The organism is Citrobacter sp. Cpo012, from assembly GCF_030333015.1.
GTDB classification, from domain to species: domain Bacteria; phylum Pseudomonadota; class Gammaproteobacteria; order Enterobacterales; family Enterobacteriaceae; genus Citrobacter; species Citrobacter portucalensis.
Genome location: NZ_JAOWGR010000036.1, coordinates 513,728 through 531,062 on the forward strand (window position 1 = coordinate 513,728; position 17,335 = coordinate 531,062).

General features: G+C 38.2%; 22 protein-coding genes. All 22 read left to right on the forward strand.

Annotated features, from left to right (window positions below):
- The first annotated feature begins 19 nt into the window (after positions 1-19).
- The 22 genes from OGX90_RS09165 to OGX90_RS09270 all read left to right on the forward strand — a co-directional run bounded on the left by OGX90_RS09165 (position 20) and on the right by OGX90_RS09270 (position 17,328).
- Positions 20-1,606 carry a recombinase family protein gene (locus tag OGX90_RS09165; RefSeq protein ID WP_286623580.1) on the forward strand — a complete coding sequence of 529 codons (1,587 nt, stop codon included), beginning with the start codon at positions 20-22 and terminating at the stop codon, positions 1,604-1,606.
- A 262-nt stretch (positions 1,607-1,868) separates the two neighbouring features.
- Positions 1,869-2,045, forward strand: a complete 177-nt coding sequence (locus OGX90_RS09170; protein ID WP_155675080.1) for a hypothetical protein — start codon at positions 1,869-1,871, stop codon at positions 2,043-2,045.
- Between the two features lie 188 nt (positions 2,046-2,233).
- On the forward strand, positions 2,234-2,392 hold the full coding sequence (locus tag OGX90_RS09175) for a hypothetical protein (RefSeq protein WP_191215589.1): 159 nt from the start codon (positions 2,234-2,236) through the stop codon (positions 2,390-2,392).
- Positions 2,393-2,504: 112 nt separating this feature from the next.
- Entirely contained in the window at positions 2,505-2,771 is a 267-nt protein-coding gene (locus tag OGX90_RS09180; protein ID WP_191215590.1) for a hypothetical protein, read from the forward strand.
- Positions 2,772-2,816: 45 nt separating this feature from the next.
- On the forward strand, positions 2,817-4,754 hold the full coding sequence (locus OGX90_RS09185; RefSeq protein ID WP_286623583.1) for a DEAD/DEAH box helicase: 1,938 nt from the start codon (positions 2,817-2,819) through the stop codon (positions 4,752-4,754).
- A gap of 98 nt (positions 4,755-4,852) precedes the next feature.
- Positions 4,853-5,011, forward strand: a complete 159-nt coding sequence (locus OGX90_RS09190; protein WP_286623586.1) for a hypothetical protein — start codon at positions 4,853-4,855, stop codon at positions 5,009-5,011.
- Between the two features lie 272 nt (positions 5,012-5,283).
- Positions 5,284-5,772 (forward strand): hypothetical protein, encoded by a 489-nt coding sequence (locus tag OGX90_RS09195; RefSeq protein WP_051129171.1) that lies wholly within the window; start codon positions 5,284-5,286, stop codon positions 5,770-5,772.
- A gap of 391 nt (positions 5,773-6,163) precedes the next feature.
- Positions 6,164-6,544 carry a hypothetical protein gene (locus tag OGX90_RS09200; RefSeq protein ID WP_051129173.1) on the forward strand — a complete coding sequence of 127 codons (381 nt, stop codon included), beginning with the start codon at positions 6,164-6,166 and terminating at the stop codon, positions 6,542-6,544.
- Between the two features lie 40 nt (positions 6,545-6,584).
- Complete coding sequence (locus tag OGX90_RS09205; protein ID WP_286623589.1) at positions 6,585-6,833, forward strand: hypothetical protein; 249 nt, start codon at positions 6,585-6,587, stop codon at positions 6,831-6,833.
- Between the two features lie 77 nt (positions 6,834-6,910).
- Positions 6,911-7,240, forward strand: a complete 330-nt coding sequence (locus OGX90_RS09210; RefSeq protein WP_052959842.1) for a hypothetical protein — start codon at positions 6,911-6,913, stop codon at positions 7,238-7,240.
- Positions 7,240-7,446: a hypothetical protein gene (locus tag OGX90_RS09215; RefSeq protein ID WP_051129176.1), complete on the forward strand. Its 207-nt coding sequence runs from the start codon at positions 7,240-7,242 to the stop codon at positions 7,444-7,446. The genes OGX90_RS09210 and OGX90_RS09215 overlap by 1 nt, the downstream gene beginning before the upstream one ends.
- 371 nt (positions 7,447-7,817) lie before the next feature.
- A complete protein-coding gene (locus OGX90_RS09220; protein ID WP_286623592.1) occupies positions 7,818-8,300 on the forward strand; it encodes a hypothetical protein in 483 nt (160 codons plus the stop codon).
- 37 nt (positions 8,301-8,337) lie between these two features.
- Positions 8,338-9,012: a hypothetical protein gene (locus OGX90_RS09225; RefSeq protein WP_191215596.1), complete on the forward strand. Its 675-nt coding sequence runs from the start codon at positions 8,338-8,340 to the stop codon at positions 9,010-9,012.
- Complete coding sequence (locus OGX90_RS09230) at positions 9,013-9,357, forward strand: hypothetical protein (RefSeq protein ID WP_109017401.1); 345 nt, start codon at positions 9,013-9,015, stop codon at positions 9,355-9,357.
- Positions 9,358-9,507: 150 nt separating this feature from the next.
- A complete protein-coding gene (locus tag OGX90_RS09235; RefSeq protein WP_109017402.1) occupies positions 9,508-9,741 on the forward strand; it encodes a hypothetical protein in 234 nt (77 codons plus the stop codon).
- A 714-nt stretch (positions 9,742-10,455) separates the two neighbouring features.
- On the forward strand, positions 10,456-11,010 hold the full coding sequence (locus OGX90_RS09240; RefSeq protein ID WP_128295872.1) for a hypothetical protein: 555 nt from the start codon (positions 10,456-10,458) through the stop codon (positions 11,008-11,010).
- Complete coding sequence (locus tag OGX90_RS09245; protein ID WP_284884755.1) at positions 10,925-12,820, forward strand: terminase gpA endonuclease subunit; 1,896 nt, start codon at positions 10,925-10,927, stop codon at positions 12,818-12,820. The genes OGX90_RS09240 and OGX90_RS09245 overlap by 86 nt, the downstream gene beginning before the upstream one ends.
- Before the next feature lie 12 nt (positions 12,821-12,832).
- Positions 12,833-13,324: a hypothetical protein gene (locus OGX90_RS09250; protein ID WP_051129218.1), complete on the forward strand. Its 492-nt coding sequence runs from the start codon at positions 12,833-12,835 to the stop codon at positions 13,322-13,324.
- On the forward strand, positions 13,324-14,829 hold the full coding sequence (locus tag OGX90_RS09255) for a phage portal protein (protein WP_286623598.1): 1,506 nt from the start codon (positions 13,324-13,326) through the stop codon (positions 14,827-14,829). The genes OGX90_RS09250 and OGX90_RS09255 overlap by 1 nt, the downstream gene beginning before the upstream one ends.
- Positions 14,774-16,612 carry a phage major capsid protein gene (locus OGX90_RS09260; protein WP_286623600.1) on the forward strand — a complete coding sequence of 613 codons (1,839 nt, stop codon included), beginning with the start codon at positions 14,774-14,776 and terminating at the stop codon, positions 16,610-16,612. The genes OGX90_RS09255 and OGX90_RS09260 overlap by 56 nt, the downstream gene beginning before the upstream one ends.
- A 9-nt stretch (positions 16,613-16,621) precedes the next feature.
- A complete protein-coding gene (locus OGX90_RS09265; RefSeq protein ID WP_191215601.1) occupies positions 16,622-16,933 on the forward strand; it encodes a hypothetical protein in 312 nt (103 codons plus the stop codon).
- Positions 16,930-17,328 (forward strand): hypothetical protein, encoded by a 399-nt coding sequence (locus OGX90_RS09270; RefSeq protein ID WP_286623602.1) that lies wholly within the window; start codon positions 16,930-16,932, stop codon positions 17,326-17,328. The genes OGX90_RS09265 and OGX90_RS09270 overlap by 4 nt, the downstream gene beginning before the upstream one ends.
- Positions 17,329-17,335: the final 7 nt, after the last annotated feature.

A 17,335-nucleotide genomic window follows, 5' to 3' on the forward strand; every position in this document is an offset into this window, starting at 1 on the left:
GTAACGAGAGAACAAGAAGATGAAAGTACCCGTATGGAGCTACGCACGTGTATCAACACTGAATCAGGTTGATGGTTTTGGGATACAAAGGCAGGTGAACACGATAAACCAGTTTATTCAATATCTGGTACTTGATCACCGCCTCCCATACGTTCTAGACACGGACAACATTACCCAGATGGTTGCGGAAGGGCGATCCGCTTTCAAGGGGAAGAACTGGAACCCCAAAACTAAGTTAGGGCAATACCGTAAAATGGTAATGGATGGAGTAGTACCCGATTCTGTTTTGATAGTTGAGAACATCGACCGCTTAACACGTCTTGATCCGTTCCAAGCAGTAGAGATCATTTCTGGTTTAATTAACCGTGGTACTACTATTCTGGAAATTGAAACGGGTATGACATATTCCCGCTACATACCAGAAAGCATTACTGTACTAACGATGCAAATCAACAGGGCTAACGGTGAATCTAAACGTAAGTCAGTAATGATGAAGAAGTCACACCAGAACCGCTACGGTAATGTATCTAAGGTACGTCCAAGATGGTTCGATGTAGTAGAAGTTGATGGTATTAAACAATACCGTACTAATAACACGGCAAAGGCGATACAGCGTATGTATAACGATTATGTAAATGGTATTGGTGCGGCACAAATAGTACGCACATATGGCGATACAGATAATGGTAAACCGTGGACACTTGTTACTGTATTAAGAGCGTTAAGTGATAAACGCGTAGCAGATGATGCCCGTTACCCTTCTATTATCGATAAGGCATTATATGAACGTGTACAGGCAATGAAATTATCCCCATCTAAGGGGAATACACATCAAAAGTACATGCTTAATTTATTTGCGGGTATGAGTCGATGCCCCCTATGTGGACAGGCCATAATAACGAAGCGTAACAGCCACGGAGGACTTTTTACAGTCTGTTTAGGTAAGCGTACCGATAAGACCTGTACGGCTCGTAGCATTGCTTATAATGCGTTAGAACGCCCCCTATTGAACGCAATTGTAGGACTTGATTTTAGTGAAGTGTATGGTCAGGAAGAATCAAACGTACTAACACTGCGTGATCAGTGGATTCAGAATGAAAGGGATATAGCGGCATTTCGTGAACGTCTTACAAAGGCAAGCAGGCATGAAAAGTTTGCGATTCTTGATGAACTGGAAGTAATGAACCGTGAACAGGATGAACTAACCATACGCCTTAAATCAGTAGATGCCCCAAAGGACATTACCCTAACTTATGATGATGACAAGTTAGATATGAACGTAGAGTACCGAATTGAATTAAACAACCGTATGAAGAAGTTAATACAACGTATCGATATAGTACGGGAAGATGTATCCAAAACTAACTACAAGATCTTCTGTAGTATTAAGTACTGGACAGAGTTACTTACTCACTTAGTGATCATTGATGTAGATGTACAGCGTATTGGCAGGGGCGGTACTAATCAACTCACAACTACCCTACGTTCAGTGAGTAGTTTAGATCTGGAAGGGAACATAAAAGGCAATCCAGATATGGAAGCTCTGGAGTATTGGCAAAGCGTGGTATCGAAAGCCACACAAAAAGCTATCGAAAGTTTGACATAGGGTATGTAATGACTTAATCTAAATTCTCTAACAGGTCTTACCAAAGTATTGATACCTCATTTCGTGATGTCGCAAATGGGGTATTTTTTATTTGACACGCGGTATCAATACTGGTACTATGATCCACTTGGGGGCAATCCCCTTATAGTAAGTTCAAGTTTAGTACCCCCTATCGCAAATAATTTGGTACACACCCTTCCATTTGGAGGGGTTTTTTTCATGTCTGTACTAAATAAGTATGTAGTTTAGATAAGGGGAAAACATGAAAACAATACTACTATTCTTAATCGGATTCTTTGTAATGGTTACTGGCTTAATTGAATGGCTCTTTTTAGGCTTTTTAGTGTGGTTAGGACTATGCTTGGTGGCTGAAGTGATAAATAACATTAGAAAACAGCAAGTTGTAAAAAATCAAGCAGATTTTTGGGACAAAACGTAAAAATGTTCTATAATATGGGTATGAGAAATAGAAATATCCATTTTTAACCTCATTTCGCATCGCTTTCAATTCATTCTGATAAATAAGTACATAGAAATTCATAATCTCCTCCTTAATTAAGAAGCCCCTTGTGACATTGGGGCATCTTTATACTTGGATAAATCAACAAAACGCAATAAGGAAAAATAATGGCAGCTAAAAAAGAAAACAAAGACAAAACAATTTATGTGCGAATTTCACCAATTGCGGAGAAATGGTTACAAGAAAAAATAGAATCAGGTCAATTCAAGAATAATAGTGAAGTCATAAACCACTTCCTACAGCAACAGATGATTATGGGGCGGTAAAGGTACACGCCCCAATTTTAGCTAAAAATGTTTACCATTTTCGCAATAAAAAAGGCCGCTATTGGAAGTAGCAGCCTATGTACCATAACATAACATGTATAAGGAAAACGCGATGTTATATGAAGTAATAAATGGAAAAAATATTCTATTAGAATCTGGTGTTGGTTTTTATAACATCAGATGGGTAGAGGATGAAAACTTTCAAGAGGTGATGATCTGCTCTTTCGCAGTAGCTCATAATGGAATTGTGAGTGAGTATCACAATCAGGAAGTAAATCGGACGTGGTTCAACAGCCTACGGTCTAAATACGCCGTACTAAGCCTTTTCAAAGGGGTAAGGTATGAGCATATTATGCCAGTTCTAAAGCAAGTTTTATAATCAAAAAGGGGGAAAGGAATTCCCCCAAATCTAAAAGGAATTTACATGAATATTTATAAAGAGTTTACACTCACACAATCACAGTACATATCAGATATCGCCCATGAAATGGATTTACAGGATGGAATAAATCTTATAATTGCCGATGTTGGAACGGGTAAGAGTCACTACTTTTCAAAACTAACTAATACAGCTTTTAGTGCTCCACTGGTTAGTATTGTATCTTCAATTGATGGTACTAACGTTCAAACATGGAACGCCCTTGTAGCTCGTTTCCATGCTACCAGTGATAAAGGTACTTTCAAAAATGAAACACTTGTTATTGATGAGTGTCACGGGTTCTATACTGACTATAGTTATAAAGCCAGTGTGATCCGTGATCTTGTAGCAATCTTCCCCTATTTCAAGTCTGTAATTCTAATGTCCGGTACTATTAAAAAAGAGTACCTAAACAGTGTTCAGATAGATCGCGTTTATCGCATACGTAAGCCATCCCAGGCGACGAAGGAAGTATTTAGATACAATTACGCATCTAAGGGTAAGGCAGTCTTAGAATCGCTTATAACGCGTAATAAGGGCAAGCGTAAAGCCATAGCACTCGTGAATGATATCAAGCTATGTAAACGCATTGCTAAAAGCTATGGTGATAAGGCGTTAGTAGTTTCCAGTGAAGTAAAGGAAACAGAAGAAGTACAAGCATTCTTTCAGGCTAAACGTATGGATGATTATGAATTGATTATTGGTACTGACTCAATACGTGAAGGACTATCCATTGAAGATAAGTTAGATGAAGTTGATATCTATATCTATGGTCATACAGATCCAGATGGTATTGAACAATTTACTAACCGTTTCCGTAACGTAAGCAAAACTAAGACATTACACTATATAACGCCTGTACGCGATTCTAAGAGCATGAAAGATTTTGATGTACAAAGTTATCTTGATGATGCTGAACGCTTTGTAGAGATGATTACAGGGGCGTATAGAGCATTCAATGATGATAACTTTCGTGAACATTTCCGTACTCAATACAACCAAGATATAAAAGGTAGTCATGTTAGATATAATAAAGATTTTGATGGATTCATTATTGATAAACTAAGTATTGACGCAGTATACGCAAACTATAGAGCAAAACAGTGTGAACATGATCCGGTACTATGGCATATGCGAATGGGTGAGTATGATTTTGTTAGACGTTCAACTACCTATGTAGATGGTAATGAAGTATTAGCAAATGAGATACTAAAAGATATGGCACGTTTGAAACTAAGTGAAAGTGAAGAACGCGAAGAAATTCTCTCATCTCTTATTAGTTCATTTGATAGTGGGAAGTTTGAGTACTCAGGTAAACATGAAGAGTACGACGCATTACGGGAAAGTATTGTAAAACTACAAAAAGTTGGATTGAAAGATTCACAGATTGAACTTGTAGTAAATGGTGTCATTGAAGATAAGACATTTATTAGTAAAGTTTGGGCAGATTATAACTATGTAGAAGAACATTCGAGTATTCGTAATATGATACTTGGTTATATCGCTAAGGAGTGTCCAAATGATGTACTAACGAAAGTAGATCTACATATTCTTTGTGGAATGATCGTGAAGAAAGTACAAAAGGAACTTTTCAATGGTGATCACAAAGCAATGCGTAAAAACACTTTATGGTCTAAATGGCTTGAGTATCAGGGAAGTGAATTAGTAGTACGTGAAAAGTGTCAGACTAAAGTAATCAATCGTTATATTACTTTAGAAACTCCAGTACGGAAACGTACAAGTACCTGTACTGATAGAATGTATAAAGCACTCTTAGATATGAAAGGTGAAGATCGTTATTATGAGTACAAAGTAAAGTATACAAATCTTACTGGATTCTCTATTGATAAGGTTGATGTACTGACTGAACAAGTGAAACAGGAAGTAAAACAGGCTGGAATTTTGAAAGCAAAAATGATGAAAATGGCGGGGGTTTTCGCCTAATCGGGGGTTTTGTCCCGATTGTTGATATAGAGTATTATAATATATTAATACAACAATCGGGACAGACTACATAACTACACACCACAGGGACATAAAAAATGGAAATCAACCAACTAAAGAAAATAATCGATGAAGTGAAGAAAATCGAAGATAAGACCTATACACCATATGATAATTTAGTATACGTACTAAAGGCACTCGATAACACAGAAGAACGTATGAAGAACGTAACAGGAATACCAAAAGGTAAACTATGACCGTACCAAACACTACAGGGAAATAAAAGTGAGCACATGGAAACAAATAAGACAGCACTATAAAGCGTCAGGAATGAAGTCTAACGGACTCTATAACAAAGTACAGCAATCCTCACTTACGGATACACCACACGTAGGGGAAGAACTGAAGGAAGCTATAGAAGCGTACATACGCCACTACAAGACGACCAACGGCAAAAGGCCATCATACTTACACCTAAATCATAAGTACGGTCTAAGGGCTTCCCAGACGTTCTATAAAGGATTATCAAATGAATAAACTAACCACCTACCACCACACGCGGGGAATACTTTTTTACGATAAGAAACGTGAACGTAGATATGCCGTGAACAAGAAAGGATTCACAGTAAATACTATCGATATTGAAGGTACACCCGAATACTTTCTAAACCTATCAGAAGAAGAACACTTTCAACAATCTTTAGTAAGGGATGATTTGGAAGAACTAATATACATGGCAAATATAATTATCAATGGAGTAACCATTATGGAAATCAAAGTAATCAATAATAACCCCAATAACTTTAGAGCACTAATCAATGGTTCATTGGAACTATCAATACACTATCAAGATGGTGTACGTGCGATGGATGGTCTACCGAATGTTGACCTATTAGAGCAGTACTGGAAATCTGGAGTACTGGAAAATGCGAATGAAAATGAAGCACACGTAATTGGACTACTAACCTATGTAGAACCAGTGAAGAAAGAAAAGAAACCTAAGAAAGAAAAGAAATAAAAAAGCCCCGATTAACGGGGCTTCATTGTTTAGGGCTTTGCTTTCTCTACATGGTACGTTGCGAAGTGTAGAGCTGTAAACTCGCCTGGCTGGGCTTCATTCTTATGTACCGTTCTGTACTTCCCATCTTCCCCTTTCACTACACAACCCATATACACGCCATCTACCAGTACATCAGTAATGTTCCCACGCTGGTTATAAGTAACTGTATTCATCTTTGCTTCCTCATATGTTTGGTATTGATACATATTAACATACGTATTGAATTAAACCATAATTAAATACTATTGTAATTCAATGGCTTATATCTAATCGTAAAAATATTGCTTGTCAGGTATGTATACAGGTATCTATACTTGACACTCCAGCAACAAACGAAGCGAGAAACGAAATGGACAAGTTCAAAAACTTTTCTACCAAGTACGTTAAAGATTTGAACAAAGCGGCAATGGGTTTTTATGCCCACGTGGAAGTACAGCAGCACGTGAACGGTACGGTAGTAAAGATTGATACCTACCAGATGGAACAACCCAACTATGCGTTTCTCGCTTTCGAAAGTGGCTTACAGGTATCCGTAGAATTAAAGAATGGTGTACTGAAAATCGGAACAGCCGATGAATACCGTACAAAGGACTTAAACAATCACCCATGCTTTCACACAGATTCACGTAACGCACTTTTGGGTGTATGTGTCCGGTACTTCTTGGGACGTGTAGCAACCGCCGCAGAACTTGAAGCAATCAAAGATGTATTGATTTACGAAGTAGCATAACAACCAACAACGGGGGCAAAAGCCCCCATAAGGAAACAACATGAAAACATTACGCATTATCGTACTCGCAATCTCCGCATTTGCTACGGTCGCTTGCTCTACCACTCCTAACCCAACTGTAAAAGCGGTTGATTGTCAGGGCTTAACAAAGATTGAAAGCATAAACCGTTATAGTGCTATCAAACTTACCAAAACCCGTATCAATACCACTACAGGAAAAGTACAGTATTGGCATCCTACATCTTTATGGGTAGACGCGGATCATTTTGATAAGGTGGTATGTAAATGACATTTACTATCACCATACGTAAAGAGCACGTGTTAGTAGCAATACTAATCACTATCTTTTGTTTGACGGGGGTATAAATGGGCATTCGTGATCTGGTAGTTGCGGCATTCTGTCAGCAATCAGTATCTACCGATTTTATCATGAAGTGTAAAGAGTTCGGACTGAACGTTACGGAAGTATTCGACTCTAGCACAGGCACTAATACGGTACTGTTTACCCGTCCTGAACACATGATGCCCGTAGTTAGCTTTACTCTTATGGCTGGTGGATTGTTCCGACTTGGTGACAATATTTGTTTACCACCAAGTATTGTCCAAGAGTTACCCCGCCGGATGGATGATGAAGAAGAAGCTCTATTAGCTCTTGAATATATCAGTACAGAACTAAGGGAATGGGAAGCGGTTTAATGCGATTCCATATTATTTGTGGTGGTCTGATTACCGAAGTGTATGACGACCACGAGAAGAAAGTAGGTAGCGTTTCTATGTCAAAGCAACAGAAACACGCTACCAAACCGTTTAGCGACGGGAAGAACTTTTACCCGTCATTCAATGAAGCACTGATAGCACTACTCAAACGAAAGAGGGTTAATATTCGTGGTGCGATTGGTTGAAGAGATAAAAGCTCTAAACGGTATGGTAGTGAATTCTATACGTACTCTACCATTGGATGACGTAGTAAACATTTTCGGTATTGATCGGGAGGTAGCAAAGGTAATACGTAAACTACCTAAGAAGAAGCTGTATGTATTAAATGAGTTAACCCAATCACTTTTAATTACTAACTATACCGTACTAAAAGAGGAAATAGATAAATTATGAAATGTGTAGTCATGTTATTAGTATTGGTAGTAACTGGCTGTACTACTACGCCATCTAATAAGCGTCCCTGTACTACCGAAGAACGCCAAATGATGGAAAACGTATCTTCAAAATTCGCAGTAGTTAACCCATCAATACGTGCCATTTGTAAATAAGGAAAAGTATGAAAGTACAAAACATTATCACCAGTAAAGAAACTCACAATGTAACAGCAAAAACTAATCTCGGTTACTTGATCGCATGTTGTGGTGTAGTGAAGTTCCACGTATGGGAAATGGATAACGAATATTTCCCCGCAGTAGAGGATCAGGGCGGTTTAGTTGTCAATATGAACCAATTACCTATTAACTTTGGTGATATTGAACTGGTAAAGATTCGCCAGTACCTACCACCTGAAATTGATATGGAAGGGGATTGTGTACTAATCAAGCCCAAAGAGGGGCAACCCCTGTATGAAGTAGAAGAGGCTAGTTTCTACTATCGTGATATCCAGATGTTGTATGACGGGCAGCACCTAAGAGCGGCAACAAAAGACAGTGAAGTATGGAACTGTATGTGTTGTAAGGATTCGGGCATTGAACGTACTGGTACTGATATCAAAAAGGTACAGGCAGCATTACGCCACATTCGCAAACTAATAATGTAATTGATACACTGGGGGATACGTACCCTAATGAGGCTATATGTTGATGCCAACTATTAACGAAAAGTTTCTAAAAATTTTACAGAATGATGACTTTCACCCAGGAATGTTAAGTGTTGATTCAGAGCATCGCGACATTCTGGCTACTGTAACAGTACAGGACATAGAAACGCTGATAGCCCGTTTACAGGAGGTTAAACCCCTAATTGAGCATTATCACACGGAACGCCATAAGGCCGCTCTAAAGCTCTTACAGGACGTTGTAGCGGCATCAGGGCAATTCGGTACTGTAGAAGAGTTATTAATGAGTGTATCCGGTTCAGTACCGACCGTTAAGGCCGAAACTGTACCCCAATCGGGCAATCACGTATTCGAAGTAGTTCTATATGACTCAGTGAAGAATGAACACCGTACATATAGAGTAGTGAATACCCGTATGCCCTTAGCATTAACTAATGATCCCGTATATCGAACTATCATTAATAAAGATAAATCGATGATGGAGATCGAAAACTTTCTAAGGGCATATTCAGAGGATTACCGGAAACTGTATCCCATTAACGCTAAGTGGGATGGTCAAGAGTTCCATATGAATGAACGTGGTGTACTGAATAAGACAGCACAGAAATACTTTAAACAGTACATGAAGAAGAACCCACACGGCACGACTAAACAATTCCGTGAACAATCGTTACTGGCATATAAGCAGGTATAAATGAAACGTACTATCATTGCTTTACTGTTTACCGTAGCAGTACCCGTACAAGCTACTGTACTTAAATGTGATGTGATCATACATGATATGATCGGGGATCATATGGAATTCCGTAAAAGCTACTATAAGAAAGCTATTGTAGTTGATTCAGGTAATTCCTATTCAGTAAAATTTGAAAACATCAATATAACTACGCCAGCTCTAACTAAAACTACTGGCAATATTATATTTGCTTCAGATAAGAATTATGTATATGGAATTAATCGCAGTACGGGCAATTTCATGTTCCAAAACTTACCATCAAAATTGTCATACACGTTCAATGAATGTAGGAAACATCAATGATATGGGTACTGGTAATCTTGCTTGTACTGGCATGGTGTAATATTTGGGGCTTAAGTAATCAGATTGAATCACTTAAGAAAGAGATGGATAATCTTAAGTGGGATTTAATAAACGAAAGAGAAATAAAACCACCACAGAGGAAATAAGACAATGAACAATATTGAAACACTAACCAATACTTTCACTGACCTAATCGAAAACGCAGCCGCAGTAGGTCTAACCATTAACGCAGTAACAGTAGAGGCTAATAATAAACATTACTCTATTAACCCATATGAAGATACGGTAGTAGAGGTAAATGCTGATGGTACACGCATACCAGAAGCCGAAGAATATGACATTCAGGAGTTCTACCAACTACACCCCGCACTATTAGAAGATTAATCCCCACAGCCCACTAATCACAGTGGGCTTTTTTTATTTCTAAATACTCCTATATGGCATAGGAGTACCACACAATGACTACCATTCACTTACACTTCCCAAACGGTACACAATCAATTCTAAGCGGTACTTACTCAGGGTATGAACCGTCACGCAAAGATAAGCTAATAACCGCTCATATCACCACACAGGACGGTTACGGGCTATTCATAGACCAATACACTCTTACTCTAAAGTATAAATACGTTACGCTGGATTACTCCCGCTTTAGCATAGGTCAAACGGTCTACCCCTTAGTACAGTTATGTACATTCAAAGGTACAGAGAAGAAGCACCTCACCCGCCTAAGAGATCTACGCGATGAAGTAATGCTACACGGTACTGTAGACGGCGAACCCATTCCCTACCGACTCAGTTTATTAATAGATTCCATGCAATAAACTGCATAACAATTCATTTCAATGTGAAAGTTATAAATTTGTACTGATAGGTGAAAGCTATCATAATAGCACATTATTTGTACTATATAAGCTCTAAATGATAATGATTCTTAAGAACGGGTTAGGGTTCGAGTTTCCGCCGCGAATTATCTTTATAATCCGTGGGATTTTTAAACCAAAACAAACAAAACGAAAGGTAAAACCTTTCAAAGCGAAAGTACAATAACAATTACCTATCAATGGTAATGAATATAAAGTGAATAGGATATGAATAATGTCAAAGATTAAAGATGATGGTACGCGTTATACGTGGCAAGAGATAGCGGATCGGTTCGGCGTAGAGCACAGTACAGTAAGCCGTATATGGTCAGGTAAGGGACTTGATATTAATTGGCCTAAGAAATTAGTAGATGATTGGTTATTAACTAATGTTATTGAACCATTACGCAACGGCGATACTAAAGGCCAAATACAAAAAGCCACACTACGCAAACTTGAAGCAGAAGCAGATATAAAAGAATTAGAACTACGTACTGCCAGTGGTGAACTAATCCCCGTAGCAGTAGTACAGCAAACTTTATCCCAATACTTTTATCAAATGCGTCAAGTATTAAGAAGTATTCCCGCATCCAGCTATGTAGAACTATTCGAATCAGCCGACGCATTAGAATTAAAAATGAAACTACAAGAAAAGATAGATCGCCAATTGGAAGAAATTGGTCAGTACGAATATGAAGGAACATATGAAGAACAATTACCAGAAGATGATGAAGATCCTAACCAGATCTGTGAAGTCGATATTACCACCGAAGAAACAAAAACCGAGTGATTGGGTAGAAGCAAATTTAGTATTCCCAGATGGAGAATTACAAGGGCAAAAAGTACGTTTGTTTGAGTTTCAAAAATCAGCCATAAATGACATTGTAAATCCTAGAGTACGTAAGATTGTACTAATGAGTTCGGCACAACTCTTGAAAACCACAGTACTACAAAACTCAATGTACTATTTCCTCGCAAATGATCCAAGTAACCAAATATTCGCAGGGGCAACGGCAGGTACTACAAGTAAGTTTCGTACTGGTAAATGGCAATCAGTAATTGAAGCATGTCCGGTACTAAAAGATCTCGTTAGTAATAAGAATGATAAGAATTTTACTAATAACGATAAAACACAGCAGAACTTAGATGGAACGTTTACGTACTTCCTTACTCTTGGATCATCAGCACAGCTACGTGGCCTCACAGCACCAAGAGTATTTTTGGATGAGGTTAGTAATGTTGACGCAGAAGGCGATGAAGGCAACCCCTTAAAGCTCGCAGAACAGCGTACAAAGGCATTCAGTACACCCCTGATTATGGTATGTAGTACTCCACTTGATGAAAACGATCTAATCACTCAGCAGTACGAACAAAGTAATAAACAGAAGTTCTATGTACCGTGTCCACACTGTAATCATTCACATGAATTAGTTTTTGAAAACGTTAAATTTGAGTGGAAAATTATCGATGGTGGTCGCCGTCGCATACCCGACGCAGAAACAGCACAGTTACAGTGTCCAGAATGTAATAATGTTATTACGGAAGCCGAACGTGTACGCATGATCAAAAAGGGTGAATGGGTAGTAACAGCACCAGAGATTAAAGATATCATGGGATATCACATATCACGTTTATACTCACCAATAAACTCTATTAAATCCATAGTACAGGACTTTGCCGAAGCACATTATACCTTCGATCTCGCGTCATTCTATAATAACGTTTTGGGCTTGCCGTACATTGATAAAGAGAATACCGATCACGATTTAGTACTACTTGAAAATTTACGTGATAGTTCAATAGACATTGATAACATACCGGATGATGTATTAGGTATTGTACTTGGAGTTGACCAACAATTAGACCGCTTGGAAGTAACTACTCTTGGTATTAGTGAAAAGAATCTTTATGTACTGGATCATAGAAGTATCCATAGTATCGACTGTACAAAAATAGAAGCCCCCGCATGGAATAAACTTACAGCCTTTTCCCAATACGCATTTAAAACAGTATCGGGTAAACCGCTTAAAGTATTGGGTGGTTTTGTGGACTCCAGTAACGGCAACGCGACAGCTACCGTATACCGCTATTGTGGAGCGTCCACGGTGTTTAAACCTATCAAGGGTGGTACTTCACCAACTAACCCACTATTCAAACAGAGTACAGCAGGTGGACATACACTAATTAACCTTAACGTTAACTTAGGTAAAAGTAACATTAGACAGCTACTAAACAGGGCAGTAACTGATAATGAAAACTCAAAGGAAGTACAAATACATTTCTCTAACTCCCTACCAGATGATTACATGCTTCAATTAACATCAGAGAAAAGAGTAATCAAAGCTGGTAATTGGATGTGGGTAAAGAAAGTAAGTACCCAACGAAATGAAGCTCTTGACTGTTTAAATTATTCATTGATTTGTTTCAACTGGTATCTATCTAAATTAGGTTCACAACCATTCCGAAAACTACGTGAATTCAATCATAAACAGAAAGAGAAAGCTGTACTAAATACAGGAGTAAATAAAGAAGAAACTAAGCCAGTACAGAAACGTGTACAGAAATCACGATTTAAACAAGGTGGTGGATTCTTCAAATAAGGAAAAAATAAAATGGCAATTGTTCGCAAAGTAACGCTAAAGGGCGATATCATCAAAGGTGAATCAATTACATTCGATTATCCACAGGGAAGTGAAATTGATCTCATTAGCCCTACTGGTACTAAAACTTCATACACTTACCCATTCCCAGATATTGATACTAATCTTTGGGATGTGGGTATTTGGACTGCCATTATCAGTAGTCCTATTGCGTATGGTGTAAACCAATTCGAATTAATTGATCCCACAGCAAAGGTTTCTGAATATCAGGACTTGATTCAGATTATCAAAGATATCGACCAAATTACACTAGACCGTATAAAGGGTGGTGGTGTACTAAGTCAATCAATTCAAAATAAAGCACTAACCTATGAAAGTTCGGAAGTTCTAATGAAACTACGTTCTATCTATGTATCACGTGCTAATTCCCTAATTTCGGATATGAAAGGACTAAATACGGGATGCCCGATTAAGTCAGTAACGAATTTTAGGAGAACAAAATAATGTGGCCTTTTAATAAAAAAGAAGTACCAGTACAGGAACCAGTAAAGCAAGTACGCCAATTAGATCATAAAGTCCCATTGATGAAACACAACCCCATGAAGCGGGCAATGTCATCTCTAAACATGGGATCACAATCACCCGTTATCAGTTTTGGTTTTGCTTCAGGTAATCAGGCCGGAAATATTAACGCAATCATTAACCGTACTTTACCCGTAATGGTCGCCGCTTCACGTGAGTTATCACTAAAGAATGGTATCGTTAAAAAGTATGTTTCTACTAATAGTAGTGGGGTTACTGGTGCTGACGGTTTATACATCCGTCCATGCGTACACGTTAGTGATGATGATTCAATAAATAACGATATAAACAAACTACTTGAAGAACAGTTTTATAAATGGGCAGAAAACCCTAAATTGTTTTCACGTTGCGGTACTTTAGATATCAGTACTTTCCAAAGGCTAGTTGAACGTACACGTAGTATTGATGGCGATTGTTTTGTTCGTATTCATGAAATTAATGGTTCACTACAAGTAGAAATTATTGATTCCATGCGTATTAGTACATACCAAAACGTACTACTACCATCAGGAAACTACATTTCAAATGGGATTGAATTTGATGGTATTTCTAACCGTCCAGTAGCTTATATGGTTACACGTTATAACCCAATACTATACAACTATGATATCGGTGAACGTGAACGCGTACCCGCTGAAGAAATTCTACATCTATTCCAACAGGACTACCCAACACAACAACGTGGTATTCCAGATGTACACGCAGGAACGGATAAGCTAAAAGAATTTGAAGAGTTTATGAGTGCTGCAATTACATCCCGTAAAGTAGCGGCATCAGCAATGGCATTTATCACTAATCCAGACTCAGATGATATTGATCTGATTACAAGTGATGAAGTAGCCCATTATGAACAGGACTACTTAAACCCCGCAGCAATCGTAGAACTACAGGCAGGACAGGATATTAAAACTGTAAACCCAACTCAAACCACAGACGGTATCAATGAGTTTACAGATAAGCAAATGCAACTAATCGCAATGGGTTTAGATATCACTACTCAATCACTAACAGGTGATACAAGTAATGCCTCATTTAGTGCCGCAAAATTAGTAGACAAATTACAACAATCAACCTTTAAAGGCCGTACAAATGCGTTAATCGTTTCTGTACTAAAACCGCTTTATATTCGTTGGTTAAAATCTTCAATGCTAAATAATCCAGTACTAAACAATTTAAGTTTTAGTGACTTTGATAACCTTACCCACGCTCAATATGTACCAACTCGCCAGATTAGTTTAGATCCATATAAAGATTTACAAACTGAAGTTCTCGCAATTGAAAACGGATTGAAGAGTAAAGCAATGGTTATTTCAGAAATGGGCTATGACCCGCAAGTAGTATTTGAAGAAATTAAAAAGGAAGAAGTAGAAAATGGAATTGAACCAACTACAACAAATGAGGGCGATCAACCTAACACAGATAAGTAATGCTATTGATGAAGTAGATCGTACCGTTGAACTTTCCTTTGCCTCAGAAATTCCAGTAACACGCGAAATAGAAGGACAGCTCTATAATGAGATCCTTCTATGTAATTCTGACAACGTAGATCTATCCCGCCTAAACGATGGAGCACCAGTTTTAATTGAACATGATGCTTCCCGCCAAGTGGGAATAGTAGAAAACGCTCGCGTAGATATGGATAAAGTATGTCGGGCAACGGTTCGTTTTAGTGCTCTTGGAAGTGCCAACACTATATTTGGAATGATCCTGGAAGGTATCAGACCTAAAGTCTCAGTAGGCTATAACATTCGTGAATATTACTTTGAAGGTAATGATCTAATCGTTACACGTTGGGAACCATACGAAATTAGTAGCGTAAGTACTCCAGCGGATAATTCAGTGGGCATTGGACGTTCACTAAATAGTAATGATGAAATCACTTTAAAGGATGAAACACAAATCATGGATGAAAATCTAAACCAAGAAGTTATTACAGAAGAAGTACAAGAAACTGTAGAAGTACAGGAAGAAGTACAAGAAGTAATTACCGAAGAAAAAGCAGTAGTAGCCGAAGAAATTCAAGAAGTAGAAGTACAGATTGAAGTAGAAGCGGAACGTTCAATTGATATTAGTTCAATTGTAGACGCTGTAAAAGAATCACTAAATAAAGATGTAGAAGATAAGCGAGTACGCGAACTTCAATCTATTTCAGCGGTGTTAGGGATTGATACCAATGAAGCAATTAAAAACAACGTAAGCGTAGAAGAATTTAAACGCTCACTAAATAAAGAAAATCAACCAATTGATAAGGAAATCAAAATGGAACAAAAAAATGTAATCGCTGAAGGTCTACGTAGTCTAAAAGGCGAAGCTAACGAACTAGCTACACTTGATCGCGGTTCACGTGGTTATTCCGTAGATATGAACGCAATGGTACGTTCTACTTCAGATACAGTATCTACCGTTACCGCAGCAGGTCTTGTAAAAGAGCAACTAGCCGATTCTTATATTCGTGAACTACTAGCCCGTACTGTACTTGGTCAACTACCAGTAACTGTATTTGGTGGTCTTGATGGTCTTGGTAATTTCTCTATTCCACGTGCTAAAGGTATGACCCCTGTAGCTCGTTTTTATGCTGAAGATGAAGCAGTAGTAGATGGTTTTGAGAACTTCGATAAGATCACTCTAAAGCCTACTATGTTTGCCGCAGGTATGAAAATTACCAAGCAAATGCTACTAAGTAACGCAGCTACTGAACGTTATGTAACTGACGAACTACTACGCCATTGTTCAAACGGTCTAGAGCAAGCTGTATTTGCTAAGATCGCTCTAGAAGTACCAGTACAGACTACCGCAGCCGTTGGTACTGTAACTGAAGCAGACGTACAAGCAGCAATTCAAAAACTTGGTGTAGCAAACGTAGATGTAAATCGTTGTGTTGCTATTGTCCATCCAGCAATGTTAGCAAAACTACGTCAAACCGCAGTTCTAGGTAACACCGCAGCCGTTTCTATGGTAGCTGGTCATCGTTATGATATGTGGCTAAATGATGAAGTACGCGTAATTGAATCTACTTTCGTAGCTCAAGACTCTATCGTAATTGGTGACTTCTCAGAACTAATTTTTGCTAACTGGAATTCCGGTCAAGAATTGGATTTTGACGATACTACTTATCGTGCGGCACAAACTATTGCTATTCGTTCATATCAGTACCTAGATACTGCTATTGCTCATCCAGAAGCATTTGTACAAATCAAACTACAAGCATAAGGAATAACCATGAGGCATTTTACAAGTAATCAAGTTGATACTTTTCTAAATGCCTTTGGTGAATCTATCACTTACGGGGCGTCAACATTTAGAGCAATTCTTGATGTTCGCCCCGTAGTCATTGAAGGAACCGAAGGATTAATAGAAGATGAAGAAACATTTCTATCAGCAAAAACAATAGATATTAGTGCGTTAAATCTATCTATTGATTCTCAGCTAATAGTACGCGGTACTGATTATACCGTATACAGAATTTATAACGACCTAAGCGGAGTAAGTGAAATCTATATCCGTGAAACAATAGCGGGGCTTGTACTATGAAACTAATTGAAAACATGAAAGCCGCTACTGTTACCGTACTAAAAGGTTATCAAGAATTAACCCCATCTTTAAGTAAAGGCACAGGTAAAGATATTTTTCAGATGGTAACATTTGACTATCAACTTGAAGCAGCCAACTTTAATGGAAATTCTCGTTTACGTGGGCAATTCGATATGGAGTTTTTAGTAAGTCCCCAAGTGAATACTAAAACCCCATCAACAAAGTACGATGAATTAATTACATATTTTGAAGCAAACTATGCCCCAATCTTTAAAGCACAGGGTGTAACTGTACTATGGGTTAACTATGGTAACAGTTCATTAGTCACAGATAAAACTACTGGTATTTCATCCCTTATTTTCACACTAAATATTGAAGCATTAGAACGAAAATAAGGATTCA

Coding starts and splice junctions, on each gene's coding strand:
- OGX90_RS09210 (WP_052959842.1), top strand. CDS start 6,911: ATGGGCATTCGTGATCTGGTAGTTGCGGCATTCTGTCAGCAATCAGTA.
- OGX90_RS09240 (WP_128295872.1), top strand. CDS start 10,456: ATGTCAAAGATTAAAGATGATGGTACGCGTTATACGTGGCAAGAGATA.
- OGX90_RS09195 (WP_051129171.1), top strand. CDS start 5,284: ATGAATAAACTAACCACCTACCACCACACGCGGGGAATACTTTTTTAC.
- OGX90_RS09205 (WP_286623589.1), top strand. CDS start 6,585: ATGAAAACATTACGCATTATCGTACTCGCAATCTCCGCATTTGCTACG.
- OGX90_RS09215 (WP_051129176.1), top strand. CDS start 7,240: ATGCGATTCCATATTATTTGTGGTGGTCTGATTACCGAAGTGTATGAC.
- OGX90_RS09270 (WP_286623602.1), top strand. CDS start 16,930: ATGAAACTAATTGAAAACATGAAAGCCGCTACTGTTACCGTACTAAAA.
- OGX90_RS09250 (WP_051129218.1), top strand. CDS start 12,833: ATGGCAATTGTTCGCAAAGTAACGCTAAAGGGCGATATCATCAAAGGT.
- OGX90_RS09265 (WP_191215601.1), top strand. CDS start 16,622: ATGAGGCATTTTACAAGTAATCAAGTTGATACTTTTCTAAATGCCTTT.
- OGX90_RS09255 (WP_286623598.1), top strand. CDS start 13,324: ATGTGGCCTTTTAATAAAAAAGAAGTACCAGTACAGGAACCAGTAAAG.
- OGX90_RS09230 (WP_109017401.1), top strand. CDS start 9,013: ATGAAACGTACTATCATTGCTTTACTGTTTACCGTAGCAGTACCCGTA.
- OGX90_RS09220 (WP_286623592.1), top strand. CDS start 7,818: ATGAAAGTACAAAACATTATCACCAGTAAAGAAACTCACAATGTAACA.
- OGX90_RS09245 (WP_284884755.1), top strand. CDS start 10,925: ATGAAGAACAATTACCAGAAGATGATGAAGATCCTAACCAGATCTGTG.
- OGX90_RS09225 (WP_191215596.1), top strand. CDS start 8,338: ATGTTGATGCCAACTATTAACGAAAAGTTTCTAAAAATTTTACAGAAT.
- OGX90_RS09165 (WP_286623580.1), top strand. CDS start 20: ATGAAAGTACCCGTATGGAGCTACGCACGTGTATCAACACTGAATCAG.
- OGX90_RS09170 (WP_155675080.1), top strand. CDS start 1,869: ATGAAAACAATACTACTATTCTTAATCGGATTCTTTGTAATGGTTACT.
- OGX90_RS09175 (WP_191215589.1), top strand. CDS start 2,234: ATGGCAGCTAAAAAAGAAAACAAAGACAAAACAATTTATGTGCGAATT.
- OGX90_RS09190 (WP_286623586.1), top strand. CDS start 4,853: ATGGAAATCAACCAACTAAAGAAAATAATCGATGAAGTGAAGAAAATC.
- OGX90_RS09185 (WP_286623583.1), top strand. CDS start 2,817: ATGAATATTTATAAAGAGTTTACACTCACACAATCACAGTACATATCA.
- OGX90_RS09180 (WP_191215590.1), top strand. CDS start 2,505: ATGTTATATGAAGTAATAAATGGAAAAAATATTCTATTAGAATCTGGT.
- OGX90_RS09200 (WP_051129173.1), top strand. CDS start 6,164: ATGGACAAGTTCAAAAACTTTTCTACCAAGTACGTTAAAGATTTGAAC.
- OGX90_RS09260 (WP_286623600.1), top strand. CDS start 14,774: ATGGAATTGAACCAACTACAACAAATGAGGGCGATCAACCTAACACAG.
- OGX90_RS09235 (WP_109017402.1), top strand. CDS start 9,508: ATGAACAATATTGAAACACTAACCAATACTTTCACTGACCTAATCGAA.